The 18900-nt window shown below is 54.7% G+C and carries 14 protein-coding genes and 1 pseudogene; 3 read left to right on the top strand and 12 right to left on the bottom strand.

Features of this window, described 5'->3' with window-relative positions:
- Positions 1–321 precede the first annotated feature (321 nt).
- Positions 322–1245, top strand: a complete 924-nt coding sequence (locus H6A20_RS09965; RefSeq protein WP_243426199.1) for an Rpn family recombination-promoting nuclease/putative transposase — start codon at positions 322–324, stop codon at positions 1243–1245.
- Positions 1246–1319: 74 nt separating this feature from the next.
- Here H6A20_RS09965 and H6A20_RS09960 read toward each other — a convergent pair whose 3' ends face one another.
- The 3 genes and pseudogenes from H6A20_RS09960 to H6A20_RS09950 all read right to left on the bottom strand — a co-directional run bounded on the left by H6A20_RS09960 (position 1320) and on the right by H6A20_RS09950 (position 7473).
- Positions 1320–5885 (bottom strand): PolC-type DNA polymerase III, encoded by a 4566-nt coding sequence (locus H6A20_RS09960; RefSeq protein ID WP_204906977.1) that lies wholly within the window; start codon positions 5883–5885, stop codon positions 1320–1322.
- A pseudogene (ispG, locus tag H6A20_RS09955) lies at positions 5878–6942 on the bottom strand (flavodoxin-dependent (E)-4-hydroxy-3-methylbut-2-enyl-diphosphate synthase); the annotation flags it as partial. The gene H6A20_RS09960 and the pseudogene ispG, both read right to left, overlap by 8 nt.
- Positions 6943–7011: 69 nt before the next feature.
- Positions 7012–7473 (bottom strand): hypothetical protein, encoded by a 462-nt coding sequence (locus tag H6A20_RS09950; protein ID WP_204906975.1) that lies wholly within the window; start codon positions 7471–7473, stop codon positions 7012–7014.
- A gap of 194 nt (positions 7474–7667) precedes the next feature.
- Between H6A20_RS09950 and H6A20_RS09945 the strand changes: the two genes are divergently transcribed.
- Positions 7668–8024: a helix-turn-helix domain-containing protein gene (locus H6A20_RS09945; RefSeq protein WP_204906974.1), complete on the top strand. Its 357-nt coding sequence runs from the start codon at positions 7668–7670 to the stop codon at positions 8022–8024.
- A gap of 20 nt (positions 8025–8044) precedes the next feature.
- Here H6A20_RS09945 and H6A20_RS09940 read toward each other — a convergent pair whose 3' ends face one another.
- From H6A20_RS09940 to H6A20_RS09900, 9 genes are all read right to left on the bottom strand, one after another.
- On the bottom strand, positions 8045–8779 hold the full coding sequence (locus H6A20_RS09940) for a type 1 glutamine amidotransferase (protein ID WP_204906973.1): 735 nt from the start codon (positions 8777–8779) through the stop codon (positions 8045–8047).
- A complete protein-coding gene (locus H6A20_RS09935) occupies positions 8766–10139 on the bottom strand; it encodes a MurT ligase domain-containing protein (protein ID WP_204906972.1) in 1374 nt (457 codons plus the stop codon). Before H6A20_RS09935 ends, H6A20_RS09940 begins: the two co-directional genes overlap by 14 nt.
- 379 nt (positions 10140–10518) lie before the next feature.
- Entirely contained in the window at positions 10519–12825 is a 2307-nt protein-coding gene (locus H6A20_RS09930) for a xanthine dehydrogenase family protein molybdopterin-binding subunit (protein ID WP_204906971.1), read from the bottom strand.
- The gene (locus tag H6A20_RS09925; protein ID WP_204906970.1) at positions 12825–13307 is read right to left on the bottom strand and encodes a (2Fe-2S)-binding protein; all 483 of its coding nucleotides are present in this window, start codon (positions 13305–13307) and stop codon (positions 12825–12827) included. Before H6A20_RS09925 ends, H6A20_RS09930 begins: the two co-directional genes overlap by 1 nt.
- A gap of 15 nt (positions 13308–13322) precedes the next feature.
- Positions 13323–14132: an FAD binding domain-containing protein gene (locus H6A20_RS09920; protein WP_204906969.1), complete on the bottom strand. Its 810-nt coding sequence runs from the start codon at positions 14130–14132 to the stop codon at positions 13323–13325.
- Positions 14133–14245: 113 nt separating this feature from the next.
- The gene (locus H6A20_RS09915; RefSeq protein ID WP_204906968.1) at positions 14246–14725 is read right to left on the bottom strand and encodes a low molecular weight protein-tyrosine-phosphatase; all 480 of its coding nucleotides are present in this window, start codon (positions 14723–14725) and stop codon (positions 14246–14248) included.
- Positions 14726–14893: 168 nt separating this feature from the next.
- Positions 14894–16087, bottom strand: a complete 1194-nt coding sequence (locus H6A20_RS09910; RefSeq protein WP_204906967.1) for a site-specific integrase — start codon at positions 16085–16087, stop codon at positions 14894–14896.
- A 107-nt stretch (positions 16088–16194) separates the two neighbouring features.
- Positions 16195–16398 carry an excisionase gene (locus H6A20_RS09905; RefSeq protein WP_204906966.1) on the bottom strand — a complete coding sequence of 68 codons (204 nt, stop codon included), beginning with the start codon at positions 16396–16398 and terminating at the stop codon, positions 16195–16197.
- Complete coding sequence (locus H6A20_RS09900) at positions 16395–17456, bottom strand: replication initiation factor domain-containing protein (RefSeq protein ID WP_338106674.1); 1062 nt, start codon at positions 17454–17456, stop codon at positions 16395–16397. Before H6A20_RS09900 ends, H6A20_RS09905 begins: the two co-directional genes overlap by 4 nt.
- Before the next feature lie 471 nt (positions 17457–17927).
- On the opposite strand from H6A20_RS09900, the gene H6A20_RS09895 reads away from it, so the two are divergent.
- The gene (locus tag H6A20_RS09895) at positions 17928–18581 is read left to right on the top strand and encodes a helix-turn-helix domain-containing protein (protein WP_204906965.1); all 654 of its coding nucleotides are present in this window, start codon (positions 17928–17930) and stop codon (positions 18579–18581) included.
- Positions 18582–18900 lie beyond the last annotated feature (319 nt).

Raw genomic sequence — 18900 nt, 5'->3', positions numbered from 1 at the left:
TAGCCTTAACTGGTATTTTACCATGATAAAGTGGCAAGCGCAATAATCAATCCGGCAGGCACCGCCATATCCTGACAGCATAGCTCTCCGCCATACAATGAGACCGTCTTAAGATTTCTTTAATTTTCGCTTTGGCATATTGCCGCCGCGCTTTATGTCATGTATAATACAAACTGTTCAGAAGAAAATTCTTTTTCTCTGTGTCATTGCAAAATGACGTTCTTTTATTCAAACGGCGGGTTCCGCCCTACATTCCCTTTTATATGAGCTCATAAAAGGTTGCAGCTTTCTGTTTTTATGTCTATAATGGAGGTGTAACATTTGAAAACAAATTTGATCAACACAGAAGAATATCCCCAGGCCGACAGACAGTACAAGGACCGGCTTTTCCGATTTATCTTCCAACGGCCTGCCGATCTTCTGGACCTGTACAACGCCGTCAATGGTACGGACTACACAGATCCCGGTGCCCTGGAGATCAACACGCTGGGAAATGTCCTGTATCTGTCCATGAAGAACGACATTTCCTTCCTCGTCAGCGGCACCTTAAGCCTGTACGAGCACCAGAGTACCTACAACCCGAACATGCCTCTGCGGGGGCTTTTGTATCTGGCAAGGCTGTACGAAAAACACATAGTTAGAAATGGCATCAACATCTACAGCAGTGCAGCCAAAAGTCTTCCCTTTCCCCAGCACATCGTGTTCTACAACGGGACAAAGGAGGAACCTGACAGGATAGTACTCCGGCTCAGCGATCTCTTCGAGGCAGATCCGGAAGGCAGGCGGCCCGCCCTGGAGTGCGAGACCGTGATGCTGAATATCAACTACGGGCACAACAGGGCTCTGATGGAGAAGTGCCACCGGCTGAAGGAGTACGCCATCTTCGTAGACACAGTCCGGGAGAACCTGAAGAAACCTCTTCCCCTCAGGGAAGCAGTGACAGAGGCGGTGGATATGTGCATCAGAAACAATGTGCTGCGGGATATTCTGATAGATCAGAAAGCAGAGGTGATCCAGATGGTTCTGGAGACATTTGACCAGGAAAAATACGAGAAAGCCATGCATCAGGAGGGGTACGAGGACGGCTACCAGGATGGCAGAAAGGACGGTTACCTCGACGGAAAACAAGATCTGCTCCGTGAGCTGATCCAGAAAAAACTGGAAAAGGGTAAATCTGCAGAGTCAATCGCCAAAGAGCTGGAGGTGGACCCGGAGACAGTAAGAAGTCTTGCTGGTGCTCCTTAAAATTAATCATTTTAAAGAAAAAACACAGGGCCCCGGATATGCTCCAACGCCCTGTGTCTTTTTATTCATTCTGCTTACATCGCGTCAAACAGCGACAACTGGTTGCTCTCCGGCAGGTCCCCGAAAAGGCCCAGGTCGTTCATCAGGTCGATGACCGTCTTGCTGACCTTGGTCCGCTGGCGGAAGTCGTCCCGGCTCAGGTAGGGTCCCTGTCCGGAAGCCGCCTCCACCGCCTCGGCCGCCTTGTCGCCCATGCCCTCGATGCTGGAGAGGGGCGGCATCAGCTTGCCGTCCACGATCTGGAAGCGGGTCGCTTTCGCCCTGTAGATATCGATCGGCACAAAGGTGAAGCCCCGGGCGTACATCTCCTGCACGATGCGCATATCCTTCAGGGTATCCTGCTCTTTCTTGCTCAGGGAATCCTTCCGCTTCTCGTAATCCCTGATGTAGAAATTCAGTTGTTCCTTTCCCTGGCACATGAGCTCATAGGAGAAGGCGTCCGCACGGATACCGAAATAGGCCGCATAGTAGGCCAGCGGATAGTTGATCTTGCAGTAGGCGATGCGGTAGGCCATCATGACGTAGGCCGCCGCATGCGCCTTGGGGAACATGTACTTGATCTTCTCGCAGGAGCCGATGTACCACTCCGGCACGCCGTGCTCCAGCATGTCCTTCTTGAAATCCGGCCACTCCTTGCATTTCCCCTTTGCCACCGCGCCTTTGCGCACGCGCTCCATGATGGTGAAGGACTCCTCGCTGTCCAGCCCCTTGTTGATGAGGTAGGTCATGATATCGTCCCGGGTGCAGATGGCCGTGGAGATGGTGGCCTGGCCGCTCAGGATCAGGTCCTGGGCGTTGTTGAGCCACACGTCCGTGCCGTGGGACAGGCCGGAGATGCGGATCAGGTCCGACAGCGTCTGGGGCTTTGTGTCCACCACCATCTGGATGACGAAGTCCGTGCCGAACTCCGGGATCCCCAGGCACCCCACCGGACAGCCGCCGATGTCAGAGGGCTTGATGCCCAGCACTTCGGTGCCCTGGAAGAGGCTCATCACGTCCGGGTCATCCAGGGGGATCTTCGTGGCGTCGAACCGGTGGTCCGTCTCGTTGTATTCATTGTCCATAGCCGGGGAGCTGATGTACTCCTCCAGCGTCTTGATCATCGTCGGGTCATCGTGTCCCAGTATATCCAGCTTCAGCAGGTTGTGGTCAATGGAATGGTAGTCGAAGTGGGTGGTCACGATGTCCGTGTTCATATCGTTGGCCGGGTGCTGTACCGGAGTGAAGGAATTGATGTCCTCCCCCAGGGGCAGCACGATGATGCCGCCCGGGTGCTGGCCCGTGCTCCTGCGGATGCCGGTGCAGCCCTGCACGATGCGGTTGATCTCACAGGTCCTCTTTCTCTGGCCCCGCTCCTCAAAATAATTCTTTACAAAGCCGAAGGCCGTCTTGTCCGCCAGCGTGCCGATGGTGCCGGCCCGGTAAGTCTGTCCGTCCCCGAAAATGACCTCCGTGTACTTGTGGGCGTTGCTCTGGTAGTCGCCGGAGAAGTTCAGGTCGATATCCGGCTCCTTGTTCCCCTTAAAGCCCAGGAAGGTCTCAAAGGGGATGTCGAACCCGTCCTTGACAAGTGCTTCCCCGCACACCGGGCAGGTCTTATCCGGCATGTCCATGCCGCAGCCGCCTGCGTATTTGCGCACTTCATCTGAAGTGAAATCGCTGTAATGACAGTGCGGACAGTAGTAGTGGGGGCTCAGGGGGTTGACCTCCGTGATGCCCGCCATCGTCGCCACAAAGGAGGATCCGACGGAGCCGCGGGATCCCACCAGGTATCCGTCCTCCACCGACTTCCACACAAGCTTCTGGGCGATGATGTACATGACGGCGAAGCCATTGGAGATGATGGAGTTCAGCTCTCTCTCCAGCCGCTCCGTCACCACATCCGGCAGGTCCTCCCCGTACATCTCGTGGGCTTTGTTGTAGCAGATATCCCGCAGCATCTGATCCGAGTTGGGGATCACGGGCGGGCATTTGTCCGGCCGCACAGGGGAGATCTTCTCCACCCAGTCCGCGATCCGGTTGGGGTTGTCGATGACGATCTCCTTCGCCTTGGCCGACCCGAGGTACTCGAACTCCGCCAGCATCTCATCCGTGGTCCGCAGGTACAGGGGCGCCTGGTTGTCAGCGTCGTCAAACCCTTTTCCGGCCATGATGATCCGCCGGTACACCTCGTCCTCCGGATCCAGAAAATGCACATCGCAGGTGGCCACCACGGGCTTGTTGAACTTCTCACCCAGCCGGATGATCTGGCGGTTGATCTCCTTTAAATCCTCCGGCGAATTCACTTTGGAGACCCGGTCGCTGCCGATCATGAAGGCGTTGTTCCCGAGGGGCTGGATCTCCAGATAATCATAGTAATCCACGATGCGGGCGATCCGCTCCTCGGACTTGTCGTCCAGGATCGCCTGGTACAACTCGCCCGCCTCGCAGGCGCTCCCCAGGATGAGCCCCTCCCGGTATTTGGAAAACTCGCTCTTGGGGATCCTTGGATGCCGGGCAAAATAGTCCAGATGGGACTTGGAGATCAGGGTGTACAGGTTCGTCCTGCCGATGTCGTTGCGGGCCAGGATGATGGCGTGGTAGGAGGGCATCTTGCGGACCGCGTCCCCGTTGTTCTTCACGCCGAACCGGTTCAGCTCCCGCAGGGTATGGATGTCCCTCTCCGCCAGCATCTCCACGAATTTCTCAAAGATCTGCGCCGTCGCCCCGGCGTCGTCCACCGCCCGGTGATGATTTTCCAGGGAGATATTCAGCGCCTTGGCAACGATGTTCAGCTTGAACCGGGACAGGGTAGGCAAAAGCACCCGCGCCATGGCCACCGTGTCCACGGACGTGAAATCAGGCCGGATATCCTGGTAGCGGCAGTTCTGCTCGATAAAACTCACGTCAAAGGACGCGTTGTGGGCCACCAGCACACCGTCTCCCACAAAGTCGAGAAACTGCGGCAGCACCTCCTCGATGGGCGGCGCGTCCAGGACCATGGCATCCGTGATGCTGGTGAGCTGGGTGATCCGGAAGGGGATGGGGATCCGCGGGTTCACGAAGGTGCTGAACCGCTCCGTGATCTTTCCTCCCTCCACCTTCACGGCCCCGATCTCGATGATCTTATCCTTGATGGGGCTGAACCCGGTCGTCTCCAGGTCAAAGACAATAAACGTGCCCAGGAGATCCTGCCCCTTCTCGTTCACCGCCACATCCGAGAGGTCGTCCACCAGATAGGCTTCCACCCCGTAGATGACCTTGAAGGGATCGTCCTTGTCCAGCGTCTCTATGTAGTGGTTGGCGTCCGTGAAAGCCTGCACCACGCCGTGATCTGTGATGGCGATCGCCTTGTGTCCCCAGTCGTGGGCCCGCCTGACGATGTCCTTCACCTCCGAGACGCCGTCCATGTCGCTCATCTTTGTATGACAGTGAAGCTCCACCCGCTTCTCGAGCGCCGTGTCTTTCCTGGCCACTGTAAAGTCCGGGATCTTGCGGATGCCCGTGACGGAACCGATGGTCAGCTCGCCGTCGAACTTGTCGATGGTGGTGACCCCCTTGATCTTCAGGAAGGCCCCCATCTTGATGTCCTGGAGCATGTCCGGGAGCTGGTCATTGCGGACAAACATCTTCACTGTGATGGTGTCCGTGAAATCCGTCACCGCATACATGATAATGGTCTTCTCGTTCCGGATCTCCCTCGTGTCAAAGCTGATGACCTTGCCCCGGATGGTGATCTCGCCCATCTCGCCCACCACTTCTTTAAGCTCGATGGGCTCGTCGTCAAAGTCCCGGCCGTAGAGGACGTTCGGATCGTCCGATTTCTTATAGGAGGAGAACTCCCTTTTCCGGAAGCCGCCGTTCCCTCTCCGGAACCCTCCGCCGGCCGCATCCTTTCCGCGGGCAGGGGCCTGCTTTTCTTTTTTGTCCTCTGACGCCGGCGCATCCGCGCCGCCGGCAGCGCGCTCTTTTTCCTTCTCCTCGCGGAGCGCCTTCTCCCGCAGGAGCCGCTCCTTTCGCAGGGACTGGTTCTTCTCCACGATGGCGTCCACTTCCTGCCGGAGCTTCAGGTCGTTGTACTTCAGGCTGCTCTCCTTCGGCCTCTCATACACAACGCGCACTTCCACCGGCACATGAAACCGGTCGTTGAAGACCGAGGTGAGGAGCGCCACCACCGAGTCCTTTTTCCCGTGCGCCACCACCGTATCCTTCAGCCGCAGGCACAGGATGTTCCCGTCCTCAAAGGAGTAGCTGCAGGACTGGAGCATGCTGCGCTCCACCACGCTGCTTTGCTCCGCCTCCAGAAGCAGACTGTCAAAGTACTCCCGCATCAGGTTCTCCGGCGTGTACTGGGCGGAGAGCCGGTAGTCCTCCCGCACCTCCACCTGGATCCGGGTCCGCCCGAACAGCTGGTCCCGGATCGCCTGCTCCAGCTCATAGATGCGGTGCTTCCTGATGAGGTGGCGGCTGAAAATATGCACCCGGATATGATCCCGCGCAGAGTTGGAGGCCACCTTCGTGACCTCCACCTCCTCCAGGAGCATCTGTATCTCTTTATTCACTTTCAGCGTGGGAAAAACTTCAAAAAAGCGCTTACTCATTCCAGTGTTCCAGCTCCTGTCTCAGTGTTTCCAGCAGTTCCTCTTCCTTTACCTTCTTTACGATCTCGCCCTTTTTGATGAGCAGGCCCTCGCCGATGCCGCCGGCGATGCCGATGTCCGCCTCCTTCGCCTCCCCGGGGCCGTTGACTACGCAGCCCATGACCGCCACCTTGATGTCAAGGGGAAAATCCGCCGCCATCTGCTCCACCTGGTTGGCCAGGCCGATGAGATCGATCTTCGTCCGCCCGCAGGTGGGACAGGACACAACCTCGATCCCGCCCCTGCGCAGGCCCAGCGTGCGCAGGATCAGCTTCGCGCTCTTTACCTCCTCCACAGGGTCGCCGGTCAGGGAGACGCGGATGGTGTCGCCGATCCCCTGGTGAAGGATCAGGGCCAGACCGATGGAGGACTTGATGTTCCCGGACATGAGCGTGCCTGACTCGGTGATCCCCACATGGAGGGGATAGGGGCATTCCTTCGCGATCAGCTCGTGGGCCTTCACACACATGAGCACATCCGAGGACTTGATGCTGACCACCAGATTGTCGTAACCCATCTCCTCGATCATATGCACCTTGTCCAGCGCGCTCTCCACAATGCCTTCCGCTGTGACGCCGCTGTATTTCTCCACCAGATCCTTCTCGAGGGAGCCGCTGTTGACGCCCACGCGGATCGGGATCCCCCGCTCACGCGCCGCATCCACGACCGCCTGCACCCGCTCCCTGGAACCGATGTTGCCGGGATTGATGCGGATCTTGTCGGCTCCGTTCTCTATGGCCGCGATGGCCAGCCGGTAGTCAAAATGGATATCCGCCACCAGCGGGATATGGATCTGCTTTTTGATCTCGCCGAGGGCGTGCGCCGCCTCCATGGTCGGCACCGCGCAGCGGATGATCTCGCACCCCGCTTTCTCCAGCCTGTGGATCTGCCCCACCGTAGCCTCCACATCCTCTGTCTTCGTGTTTGTCATGGACTGGATGGCGACCGGGCTGCCCCCGCCGATCCATACATCGCCGATCCGGATCTTCTTTGTCTCGTTTCTCGTCATCTTCCGCTCCTCCTTTGTCTGATAAAAAAAGCCCTCCTTTACGCCTCCGGCTTGCGCCGTGCCTAAAAGAGGGACCTTCTACTGTCTGTCAAATACCATCTGCTCTCCGTACTCTCTCTCTGTCAGCGTCAGCTGTCCCTGATCCACGCTGTAGGAGAAGGTCGTCGTGAGATTGGTGAGCGCGCTGCGCAGGTTTTCTTCCGTGTACCGTCCGCCTGACTTATCCGCCTGCTCATCCAGCACGCCGGCGATCTCTGCGATGCCGACTGTCTTATCCTTCCGGTCCAGGCTGTACTGCAGCTCCACCTGCACGTTCTGCTCTTCCGCCACTTCCGGCAGGGTGACCGTCATCTCCCCGCCATCCCTTATATCCAGCGTAAGTCCGCTGTCCTCGCTGGTCCACGCCCCCTCCAGCGGGTTGGACGTGAACATGCGGTACAGGAAAAAGACCGCAATGAGCACGATGACAACCGAGCTCACTGTGATCACGATCCTCCACAGTTTACTTCTTTCAGCTTCGTCATTTTTTGCAATCAGCATAGATACTGTCCTCTCTGGTCACCCCTCAGGGGACTCTTCTTTCTTCTTTATTGATTATAGGTGGTTTTACTTCGGGTGTCAACGCCATACGGTTTTGACAGTTTTTGCGACTTTTTGTTGAGTATTGCCACTATTTGCCCGAAACAGGCCGCAAACTGGTAAAATATGGTATCACGACAAAGGAGGTAGGGCATATGTCCTTTTCGCAGAGATTGCGGACGCTGCGCGCAGAACACAACATGACGCAGAAAGAGCTGGCAAAGCGCATCAATGTCTCACGCACGACCATCACGGGCTACGAGACAAAGAACCGGCAGCCTTCCCATGAAAAGCTGATGGCCATGGCGGATATATTCGGCGTCTCTGTGGATTATCTCATCGATGGGGCAGAGGCTCCCATATCCCTCTCCCTCTCGCAGCACGAGCGGATCCTCGACGAAAAGATGCTGCGGCTTTACGCACATCTCACCATCGCTTCCAAGGAGGCGGCCCTGGATTACATGGAGCTTTTAAAACTCCGCGAAGAAAAGCAGGCGCAGGAACATTCATAGCGAATTTCCCGCGCCTGTATTTATTTCACAAAACGTTCAAAAATATACCGGTTCGCCTCCAGTTCCTGGCTGTCGTCCAGGGGGATGAGGCTTCCGTCCCCATACTTTCTCTCCAGCGCCCTGGCGATGAGCCAGTCGCTGACCTGCGGATTCTTCGGCAGCAGCGGGCCGTGCAGATACGTGCCGATGACGTTTTTGTAGACCACGCCCTCGCAGCCGCTCTCCCCGTCATTGCCGTATCCGGACAGAACCGTTCCAAAAGGCGTGCCGCTTCCGATATATGTCCTGCCCCCGTGGTTCTCAAATCCCACCACCGGCATCTCAAAGAGGCTGCTCTGAAGGACGATGTTCCCGATCAGGCGCCCCTCTCCCTGCTCCGTGTAGAGGTCCACCAGGCTGAGCCCCTCGATGGTCCCCTCCTGCGTCTTGTAATGGGTTCCGAGAAGCTGATAGCCGCCGCAGACCGCGATCACAACGCCCCCGTCTTCTACGTAATCTTTAAAATTGCTTTGTATACTTTTCAGTTTCTGACATACGATCATCTGCTCCCGGTCAGATCCTCCTCCCAGAAGCACGATGTCCAGCTTTGTAAAATCAATCTCATCGTTCAGTTCAAACTCCACGGTCTGCGCACCGATCCCCCGCCAGAGGCACCGCTGCATCAGGCAGGCGATGTTTCCCCGGTCCCCGTACAGATTGAGGAGATCCGGATAGAGGTGTCCGATGGTGATCTGCCTTGTCTCATTTCGCTCCATGGTGTGCTCCCTCCTGTCTTCCCGCCTGTTCCTCCAGCCTCTTCAGCACGTTCCGCGTACTGAAAAGGGCCGTGTAGTTCACAAGGACGTACAGATTGCCGCAGCCGTTCTCCACACGCTCGCAGATGGCTTTCTCCACATCCGCCTCCAGCATGGAGGGGATGTCCACGTACTTGAGCCGCAGCCGCATATCCTGGCAGCGGATGCCGCTGACCGTGATGCCGTTCACATCCGTCTCCCTGAACCGGTCAAAATCCACGTCCCAAAGCCAGGACACATCGATCCCGTCCTGGGCGTTGTCATTGATGACGATGATGATATCCTTCTTCTCCTGGTCCTGCATGACCGCAGAGATATTCTGGTTGAAACCGGCCGGATTCTTCGCCAGGTTGAGTGTGATCTGCGTTCCCTTCACACAGAAGCGCTCCATCCTGCCGTTCTCCGGGTTGAAGGATGCCAGCATCCCATTGAAGTGGGCCAGCTCTTCCCCCGCAGCCCGGGCCGCCGCGTAGGCAGCCAGTATATTGTAGATATTGTAAAAGCCGCGGTAGTTGGCTGTGATCCGCCTGCCCTCCACCGTGAAGGCAAGATGGTCCCCCACCTCGATGTCCGAGGCGTTGAAATCGATATCCGGGCGCCGGAAGTCGCACGACGTGCACCGGTACACGCCAAGCTGGCTGTAGTGGTAGAAGTCATAGTGAAGGGGCGCGCCGCACCTCTTACAGAAGCGGCCCTCCCGGATCTCGTGGCTGCCCTCGTCATCCGTCACTTTTTCATTGATCCCGTAGGTCACGTATCTGTTTCCCGCATCCATGGCAAGGAAGGCGCTCAGGGCGTCGTCCCCGTTCACGATCACCGTCATGTCCGGCGCGCTTCGCATGGCTTTCTTCAGGATGTCCATGGTGATATCGATCTCCCCGTACCGGTCCAGCTGGTCCCGGAAGAGGTTGGTCAGCACCATGTAATCCGGCTTAAAGTAGGGAAACACCCGCCTGGTGGACGCCTCGTCGATCTCAATGCAGGCGCAGTCCGCGTCTAGACGGCCGGACCATCCCGCCGCCAGCACAAAGGCCGCCACCACACCGTTGAGCATGTTGGAGCCCGTGTGATTGCACACGACCTTTTTCCCTTCCGCTTCCAGGGCCGCGCAGAGCATGTTGTTGGTGGTCGTCTTGCCGTTGGTCCCGCACACCACGTAGATCTCCTCCCGCACCTGGGAAGCCAGTTCCTTCAATATATCCGGGCAGAGCTGCATCGCGATCTTGCCGGCCCAGGTGACGCCCTGCCTGTGGAAGAGGCGCACGCTGGCCGTCTGCGCGATCTTTGCCGCCCAGATGGCTGCAATTCTCCGTAATCTCATATGCTTTATCCTTTTTGTGATCTTTCCGTATTTCTGTTCTATTTTACCTTCTGCCCCGGCGCAAGTCAACCGTTGCCTTCCGCGCCCCGCCTGCTGCCCCCGGATTTTTCTATTCGTTATATTTTTCACAAAACAGGAGCCCCCTCCGGCAAAAACTTTGTATGTTATTCCCATTTACTATTTTGTCCCGCTGGGGTATGATATAGGCATACCAAGGATAGATATTTTTTTAACAATCGTATCCCTGGTAGCATGCTGGTCAGGCTGCCTGCCAGGAGCAGCCGCAGGCCAAACCTTTTTTTCATACAACAAATCCTTTAAAACGGAAAGACAGCTCCGGGCTTCCAGCGCCAGGGGCTGTCTTTCTTATTCTGCTTTTTTATTTCTTCCTCATACCCATAAGGATCTTCTCCGGCGTGATGGGCAGTTCCCTGTGCCACACGCCGGTGGCGTTGAAGATGGCGTGGGCGATAGCCGGCGACGGCGTGTTGATGACGACCTCGCCGATGGACTTTGCCCCGAAGGGGCCGCTCTCTTCGTAGCTGCTCTCGAACTCCACCCGCAGCCTGCCCACGTCCAGGCGGCTGGGGATCTTGTACTGCATGAGGGAATCCTGCAGGATCCGTCCCCTGCTGCTGTAGGTGATATCCTCGTAGAGGGCCATGCCAATGCCCTGGGCGATGCCGCCCTCGGTCTGGATCCTCGTCAGGTTCGGGTTCATGGGCGTGCCGCAGTCCACCACGGCCACGTAGTCCAGAAGTTCCACTGCTCCTGTCTCCCTGTCCACTTCCAGTTCCACCATGCCCACCATCACAGGCGGAGGGGAGGTGGGGGAAGAGTGGGTCACCGTCACCTGCACCGGCTCCCGGTTGCCGCTCATGGACTTTGTAGCGATGTCCTTCAGGAGCACTTCGCCCGTCCCGTCCGCCCGGCGCACCCGGTCTGCTGCGAACTCCACTTCATCCGCCTGGCAGCCGAGCATGCCGGCCGCAATGGCGCATATGTGCTCCTTCAGCTGGGCGGCCGCCTTCTCCACTGCCTTTCCTGTCACGTACATGGTGCTGGACGCGTAGGATCCCGAGTCATAGGGGGAGGAGTCCGTATCCGCCCCGTAGACGGTGATGTTGTCTATATCGCACTCCAGACACTCCGCCGCCACCTGGGCAAGGGTCGTGTCGCAGCCTGTCCCCATATCCGCGGCGCCGATGGAGAGGATATAGAACCCTTCATCGTTCAGCTTCAGGGTGGCTGATCCCACGTCCACGCCGGAGATGCCGGATCCCTGCATGGCCATGGCCACGCCCTTGGCCCGGATCTTTCCATTTCCCATATCCCGGGCAAGGGGCTTTCCGTCCCAGCCGAACAGCTCCTTCGCCCGCGCCATGCAGCGGTCCAGGGCGCAGGCCGTCATCTTCTCATTGTAGTAGGCCATCGCCGTCTGGCCCTGGCGCACCATGTTCTTCTCCCGGATCGCCACCGGATCCATGCTCAGACGGTCCGCCAGCTCACTGATCATGGACTCCACCGCGAAGATGCCCTGGGTGGCTCCATAGCCACGGTACGCGCCTGCCGCTTGCACATTCGTGTAGACCACGTCGTAGTCAAACCGGTAGGCCTCCATATTCCCGTTGTACAGGGGGATGGACTTGTGGCCGCTCAGGCCCACGGTCGTGGGGCCGTGCTCGCCGTAGGCGCCCGTGTTGGACAGAGTGTACACATCCAGCGCACGGATAGTGCCGTCCTTCATGGCACCCACTTTCACCCGCACTTCCATCTCATGGCGGGGCGATCCCGCGATCTGGCTCTCCTGCCTCGTGTAGATCAGCTTGGCCGCCCTGCCTGTCTTCCAGGTGACGAAGGCCGGGAACACCTCGGTCACGCAGGACTGCTTGGCGCCAAAGCCGCCGCCGATGCGGTACTTGGTCACCCGCACCTTTGACTTGGGAATATCCAGGGCGTTGGCCACGATCCTGCGGACATGGAAAATGATCTGGGTGGAACTGATCACGTGAAGCCGTCCGTAAGTGTCCATATAGGTGTAGGTGCGGAACGTCTCCATCATGGCCTGGCTGTCCGCCTTCGTGTGGTAGGTGTTCTCCATCACCACATCGCAGTCCGCCATGACCGCGTCCACATCGCCTTTGCTGTCCTTTGCGGAAGCGCACAGGTTCCTCTTATTGTCCGCCCCCACCGGGCAGAGCGCCTTCCAGTTCTCCTCCGGATGCACGAGGATGGGGTTGTCTTTTGCCGTGTGGAGATCCAGCACAGGCTCCAGCACCTGGTACTTTACTTTGATAAGCCGCAGCGCCCGGTCCACCGCCTTCTCGCTCTCTCCCGCCACGATGGCCACGGCGTCCCCCACAAAGCGGAGCCTGCGGTCCAGGATCAGCCGGTCATAGGGGCTGGGCTCCGGGTAGGTCTGCCCTGCCATGGTGAAGCGCTTGTCCGGCACATCCTTATAGGTAAAGACAGCCTCGATGCCCGGCACCTTCATGGCAATGTCCGTGTTGATCTCCTCGATCAGCGCATGGGCGTGGGGGCTGTGAAGGATCTTCACCACAAGGCAGTCATGGGGCGTCAGGTCGTCCATATACACCGGTTTGCCCGTCACAAGGGCCATGGCGTCCTTTTTTCTCACGGGTCGGTTCACATAGCGGTATGTGCTTCCTGGTATCTGATCCGGCATTATGCATCCCCTCCCTTCTCATCTGCCTGCTGCTTTTTGTATTCGATATAAGAACGGATCCCCCGCAGTTGTCCCTCATAACCGGAGCAGCGGCACAGGTTCCCCGCCAGGTACTCCAGGATCTCCTCGTCCGTCGGATCCGGATTCTCCCGGAACATAGCGATCCCGTTCATCATAAAACCCGGATTGCAGAAGCCGCACTGCTCCGCCCCCTGGTCAGCGATGAAGGCGCCGAAGCCTTCCGCTTCCTCCTGAAGCCCCTCCAGCGTCGTCACCTTATGTCCGTCCGCCCGGGCCGCCAGAAGGCTGCAGGACAGCACCGGCCTGTCGTCCATGAACACGGTGCACAGCCCGCAGTTGGACGTCTCGCAGCCCCGCTTCACGCTGTAGCAGCCGTGGGCCCGCAGGAAGTCGATGAGGAGCATATCCGGGGCGATATCTGCCTGTATCTTTTTTTCATTTACGGTCATCTGTATCTGCATCCTGTCTCCCCTCCTCTACGCTCTCTCTTCCAGTCCCGCGATCTGAAGAAGCGCCCGTTTTGCCAGCACGCCGGCCACGATCTTCCGGTACTGCGCGCTGCCCCGCAGGTTCGTCCCCGTCTCCACGGTCTCTGTCACATAGTCTCCAAATGCCTGCGCGCTCCCTGCGGTGATGCCTTCCGCCAGGATCCCCCGCTCGTCCCGCAGACAGACCGCCTTCATGGGCCGGGCCCCGATGACGCAGCGGATCTCTCCTCCCGCGTCCATATCCTGCACGACACAGCAGGCTGCCACCGGGAAATCGGTCTTCGTATTCCGCTGGGAGAGGTAGGCCGCCTTCATGGACCGCTTCGGCACGATCACATGGGTGAGGATGTCCCTGTCATAGGGCAGGTACGCAAACGTCTCCACCGGCATCCGCCCCGCCTTGTAGAGCTCCACCTGCGCGCCGGCCGCCATCAGGAAGGTCAGCACATCGGAAAAGCCGTACCGGCCGAACACGCTGCCGCCCACGGTCGCCATATTGCGGAACTGCACGCCCACGATGCGGCGCACGCTCTCCCGGGCCGCGCCCTGGGTCAGGGCGTTCAGTCCCCCGTGAAGCTCCAGATGGCGCAGCGTCACCATGGCGCCGATGCGGTACGCCTCCTCCGTCTCCTCGATCGCATCAAGGCCGAGGCCGGACAGGTCGATGGCCGTCCCCACATTTCTCTTCTGCATCTTCAGCCAGAGCATGCCTCCCAGGATCACGTTGCTCTTTTTCTGGTTCAGCTCGTAGGCTTCCTCCAGGCTGGACGCTTTTACATACTGATTGATCGTAAGCACGTCTTCTCTCCTTTTCTCTTGCTTTTCTTTCGCTTTGTTGACATTTTATTTTAGCATACTTTCGCCCGCCACGGAAGGGCGGGCGAACGCTTTTCACTGATTTTCACTGATTTTTATCTTTTCCCCATCCGGCCGCCGTCCCTCTCCAGAATGTACGTAAGAAGCGCCTCGCAGCCCTCCCTGACATCGTCGTAGGTGCGCTCAAAATTCCCGGTGTACCAGGGATCCGCGATATCCCGGGGGCTGTCCGAGAAATCCAGGAGCCGCTGCACCTTGTGCTCCGGATCCGCGCCGATGATGCGGTGGATATTCCGGATGTTCCGGGTCTCCATGGCGATGATGTGATCATAGTTCTTATAGTCTTTCTTCGCCATCTGCACGGCATACTTGCCGGCGGTGCTGATGCCCAGCTCCCGCAGTTTGCGGGTCGTCCCCGGGTGGACCGGGTTTCCGGTCTCCTCGGAGCTGGTGGCCGCCGAGGCGATATGGAACTGGTCTCCCAGACCCTGCTTTTGTACCATGTCGCGCAGGACGAACTCCGCCATGGGAGAGCGGCAGATATTGCCGTGGCAGATGAATAGTATTTTAATCATGTTCGCATTTCTCCTTATATGTTGGTTTTTCCTTGATTTTACAGGGTTTCCCGCATTTCCTCATTTTAGAGGAACTTGCGTATTTTGGCATATGTCAGCAGGTTTTTCCTCTGAAAAGTTGTAAAATAGGTTGTAAAACTCCCCCTATTTTACAACTTTACAACTCACCTAACTACATATCTTTTTCATCTCTTTTTGAATGTCTTCAAAGCCTACATGCGTATAAGTGTTCAGCGTCACGCCGATATCCGAGTGCCCCATAATCTTCTGCAATGTCTTAGGGTTCATACCCGATTTTGCCATATTGGAGCAAAATGTATGACGGCAGACATGGGGCGTCACCTTTGGCATTTCAGCTTTGTAAATTTTATTATATTTCTCACAGATATGCTGGAAATATTTTTCCCAGTGCAGAGCGACCATTGGCATATCATTTTTGTCCAGATACAGAAAACCCACTTTCCCGTCTATCATGGGTTCTGTCTTTGGCTTTTTGCGGTTCTCAATGATTTTGCGAAAACACTTTTTCACCTCGTCTGTCATAGGCACAAGCCTTGTACCGCACTCGGTTTTCGTCTCCTCTATGACGTATTCCATATTCCGTTTCCTCTGTAACTGATGATTGACGTTGATAACGCCGTTTTTCAAGTCAATATCCGCAATCGTCAGCCCTACAAATTCAGAAATCCGAAGTCCTGTCTTAAAAAGGATATAGATACCTTCATAGTATCTGGAAAAGTGTTTATCCTCTTTTACGAATTTCAGAAATGCCCGTTCCTGCTTTCTGGTAAGGGCTTCTCTTGTCACACTGTCATTGACAACCACTGTGGCAAGCTGGAACTCAAAGGGATTTTTCCTTATCAAATCATCATCAACCGCCATCTGGAACGCTGGTCTTACAACGCCACGCACAGAATGTATGGTGCTGTACCCTCTGCCGTCACTCTGCAATTTAATCAGCCAGCCCTTTGCGTCAGATAATTTCACCTTATCAATCCGCTTTTTCCCAAAGTCCTCTTTTTTGATAATGTTAATGACAAATTTGTAATTGGCTTCTGTATTATGCTTCACCCCTGTTTTCTGCGATACATATTTCTTCACCAAATCCAGCACTGTCATTTCACCGCCGCAGGGAACAATATCATCTTCCAAGTCTCTATGTATCAGTTTTTCTTTTTCCCTCAGCGACAAATCATCTTTCGCCCCTTTGGGAACGGTATCTGTCTTGACCAGTTTCCAACTATATACATATTTTATATTTCCTGCATTATCTGTGTATTTATACATGAAACGTCCGTCTTTACGTTGACTCTCTCCATTTCGCAAGACACGACCTTTATTATCACGTCTTTTCTCGCTCATCTTCGCTCCTTTCCACTTTTGGAAGAGTCCCGATATGACATTTTGAAGTATAACATATCCGGCACTTCTCTACCATATCCAAATCCATAAAACGCTATAATACAGCGTCAGATAGCGTCCAGTTCATCAATGACTTTCTCAAACTGTTTTCTCTTGATCTGGATACGGTTGCCGTTCATCATAAGCCAGCAGGCTCCTTGATTTTCCTCTGCCAGCTTGCGGAGTTTCTTCTCCCCGATACGGAAATATTTTGACGCTTCTTCAATGGTCAAGGTGTATTTCTCCCATACGGGAATATCTGTATTACTCATACAGCACCCCCTTTTCCGCTTTTGGTATCGTACTGGATATGGGGTATCAGTTCTTCCCTGCCTATCCTCTGTAAATGCCCCGTCAGCTTGCCGGAGAGTGGAGGGCTGTACCTTGCCTTGTCCAGCATTTCCCCGACTGATTTCAGCTCACCTAAAGCATCGTGCTCTTCGAGAAAATAGAAACCTTTGACCGCCGAGATAACACCCCCGTCCGTCAGCCATTGCTGGGTTTCCAGAAGCGAGTTCTGTGTTTTGGGGATATGGAGCTTTAAAGGTTCTACATTCCCTAAGAAGCGTTTCCAGAAACGGCACGTTTTCCAACGGCTCTTGTTGCTCTCATTCTTGTTGGGAACGACAAAGCGCAGATTTTCCGATAGCAGGCCGAACGCAAGCTCTCCTAGCTCCATAGGTCTTTCCTCAAAGAGCATGGCAAAGGCGTGTGCTTTTTCATCACGGAGCTGTATCTCTGTACGTTTCCAGCTTCCAATCTCATCAAGTGATTTATTGTACTTTGCGCTCACCTCTCTGTCCTTATCGTAGAAGCGGTAGGATATAGCAGATTTCCCAGAACCGAGATAAGCCGTCCTTGCCAAGCCGTCCGTATCATACTTGCTGTCGTCAAAATGGTAGAAATCGCTGGTGGAGACAAATTCCTCTTTTTCAAATTTCTTCCGTATCTGTGCTGGCGTGAAAAACGGTACTTCATTCCTGTCGTCAATGGCAATATCCAGCCTTGTAAAATGGAACTCTGTTCCGAACCAGCGGACGCATTGATGAAACATATGACCGAATGTGCGGTTATGGCTGTCGAGGATATTGAAAATATCGTCACAGCCTCTCCCTGTTATAACGAGGTAACAGCCAAGCCCCTGCGGGTTGTCCTCTGTGGGCTTTGCATTGCCCGATATGTAAATGTCCCCTAACTGCCAGCGTGTCTGGTAAGTCTTAAAAGCCACCTTTGCCGGATAAGTGATAAAGATATCTTCCGGCATATCCAAGATGTGCCTTATCACTTCTTCCACTGTTGCACTGTCAAATACAATGCTGATGTAATCAATCTTTACTGTCAGATGTTCATGTGTTGCTATGTTGCATTACTCCTTTCTTTCCGTTGCATTTTGTGCATAGTCGGAACAGCCATTTTCCCTTTATCCATGCACGTTTTTAGCTACTATGACTTGTATGCGCAGGGCGGTGTTACATATTCGCCCTTTGCAGAACGCCTGACGGCGTTCCCATCCAGATATACTAGCCCGTCCGTGTCACGTCTGGGGTGACGTGCCCCGTCCGTTCTGGCATATCTGGGAACTCCGATTTTCAGTCCATAAGACCGTGTATTAACGCTTATGAAGTGAAAATATCTCTTATCAATGCTTACTCAAGCGTGTGATTGGCCCTGTGGTGCTTAATCACTATATCTGACGATATAGTAACGCTATCAGAATTACTTGTCAAGAACTTTCTCTTGACTTTCCACAAATAAATAAGTATGATAGGCTTATAAATCAAATGAAGGGAGAAGATATTCCATGAATTATCAGCTTTTGGGCGAGAATATACAGATTATCCGAAAACATAGAAAAATGAAACAACAGGAGCTCGCGGACGCTATTGGTATCAACTTGCAGAGTCTTTCCAAGATTGAACGTGGTGTAAACTATCCCACCTTTGAAACGCTGGAAAAGATTATGAATGTGTTGGGTGTAACCCCGAATGAGCTTCTGACAGGTGAATGGGAACAAACTTCCCATGTGGAACAATTCATTATGGAAGTTGTGAAACGGGAAGAAGATTTCAATGTTTCTCTCGACAGTTTACCCGACCATGAATATTTCCAGAGCCAAGAAGAATGGCAGTTCTACATGAAAGCAAAACTGTCTGAATATATTCAGAACTATATGAATGACACTAAGACTTCTGTTGAGGAGCTCAGTGAGATAAAGAAATTAGTCCAGCGACAGAAAATAGAACGACTGATGAAATGCTACGACGTTTTGCATAGTAAAGAGCGTTACGGCGAACCCTTGAAAGGCTATCCACATGTTGAGCCTTATGATGATGCAACATTAGCTGACCTTGCGGATGAGAATAATAAGCGGAACATTCCAGAAGTGTCACCGAGAGATGATTTTGACAGCTACGATTACAACGAATATTTGAAGGAACTAAACCACAGAAAATAAACCGCTTCTCTCCTCTTACAAGAAGATACAGAAAGATGAAAAGCCCGGATCAAGAGTGTAAACACCACCTACGGTGGCAGGCTCTTGACAGGGCTTTTCATTTTCTGTTTATGGTAGACAAGAGGAAAGCAAATGCCCTTTCCAACTTCTAAAAAAGAATGGTGTAAAAAAGAACATGCAATGAGTTACTCATTACCATTTAAACATTGCTTGAGACCGTTTCAAGTTTTGTGTAAATTCAAAAAACTGATATAAGATATGTCATTAGTTACTCTTGGGCAGAGCTGTTTTTTTGAGGTTCTGCCCTTGCTTGTATTAT

The sequence above is a fragment of the Mordavella massiliensis genome, from assembly GCF_016901695.1.
Classification (GTDB): domain Bacteria; phylum Bacillota; class Clostridia; order Lachnospirales; family Lachnospiraceae; genus Claveliimonas; species Claveliimonas massiliensis_A.
This window is presented reverse-complemented; position numbering and strand designations above follow the sequence as displayed.